This window comes from Microcoleus sp. F4-D5 (assembly GCF_036704885.1).
Classification (GTDB): Bacteria; Cyanobacteriota; Cyanobacteriia; order Cyanobacteriales; family Microcoleaceae; genus Microcoleus.
The window spans coordinates 1-1,330 of record NZ_JAUBSX010000198.1 but is presented as its reverse complement, the minus strand read 5'-3'; the positions used below and the strand labels follow the sequence as shown (position 1 = coordinate 1,330).

Sequence of the window (1,330 nt, the reverse complement as noted above, 5' to 3'; positions counted from 1 at the left end):
CGAGGTGCTATCCCAGAGAGCACTGAATCCGAATATTTCTTATTTTCTTCTGCTTAGAGTGATGGAAGAGCGATAAATTGGGATAATCCATTAGAACGTCAAAACGCACTTTCAATTATCCTAAACAGCTTAGATTCTGTAGAAGAATGGCTCCCAAGCCAGTCGGATTGTGAAAATTTTGAAATGGCTCAAGAGACTCTGGATGTTGCTCGAGTAATTGAAGCTCAGAATGTAACTTTAGACTCTCAAGGAGTTCCGACTCTAAGCCAAGGGGTAGCCAAAGACCGTCGCATTTCTATTGAGGACGCTGATATGCGACATGGGCGTAAAAGTCGGTGTAACAAAATAGATGGATATAAACGCCACATCCTCAAAGATTTAGAGAGTGGTGTAGTTTGCGCGGTGGCGTTGACTCGCGCAAATACTCCAGAATCCGCTGCTACAGTTGACCTAGAACGTGACTTAAAATTTCAAAATATTCACCTAGCCGAGTTACATATTGACCGGGCTTATTTATCTAGTCATTGGGTGACACAACGGGATGATAAATTACAGATATTTTGCAAGGCATGGCCGGTCAGAAATTCTGGACGGTTTGATAAAAATTCTTTTTTTCTTGACTGGGATACGCATTTAATTAGCTGTCCCAATCAGGTAAGTATCCCATTTGAACCCGGGAAAGTTGTTCATTTTCCGGCGAGTGAATGTGCGATTTGTCCTCTGAGGTCTGGTTGCACGAATAGTAAAAGAGGACGGACTGTATCAATTCATCCTGATGAAGCCTTAATGCAAGAGTTGCGAGTACGTCAATCCACTGCTATTGGTCGAAAAAACTTAAGAAAACGTACTACAGTTGAACACTCTCTGGCTCATATTGGGCATTGGCAGGGAAACCGTGCTCGCTATATTGGACAGCGGAAAAATCTCTTAGATCTACGCCGAGTCGCTGTTGTCCATAATCTTCATGTCATTGCTCGAATGGATAAGGTTCGGCCAATTACACCAGGTATAAAGTCGAACTCATGGACTGGCTAATTTCATAAAGTCCTTTTTTTGTCAACTCCTAATACTGAACCGACGCCCTAGTTCTTCTTTTGCCACCGTTCTCATCTTTGGTTAGTCTAAACTACAGTCTACTATGCTGTGCCTAGATTGTGAACCTTCTTTTTTTGCTGTTACCCCGATTTATTGAGCGGATACGGATAAAAGAAGGTATGCAGCTATCGAAGCTCAAAAATTAGGATGGGGTGGAATCATTGGTGACAAGTTAAGAAGAGTGATCGCTCGTCAAGAGGGACTTTCTTTACAATATCAAACGTGTGAAACTCAG

Annotated in this window: 1 protein-coding gene; it reads left to right on the top strand. The window is 42.3% G+C overall.

Annotated elements, in window-relative coordinates; genetic code table 11:
• Positions 1-183 precede the first annotated feature (183 nt).
• Positions 184-1,035 (top strand): transposase, encoded by an 852-nt coding sequence (locus QUA80_RS33560; RefSeq protein ID WP_333429211.1) that lies wholly within the window; start codon positions 184-186, stop codon positions 1,033-1,035.
• Positions 1,036-1,330: the final 295 nt, after the last annotated feature.

Coding starts and splice junctions, on each gene's coding strand:
- QUA80_RS33560 (WP_333429211.1), top strand. CDS start 184: ATGGCTCAAGAGACTCTGGATGTTGCTCGAGTAATTGAAGCTCAGAAT.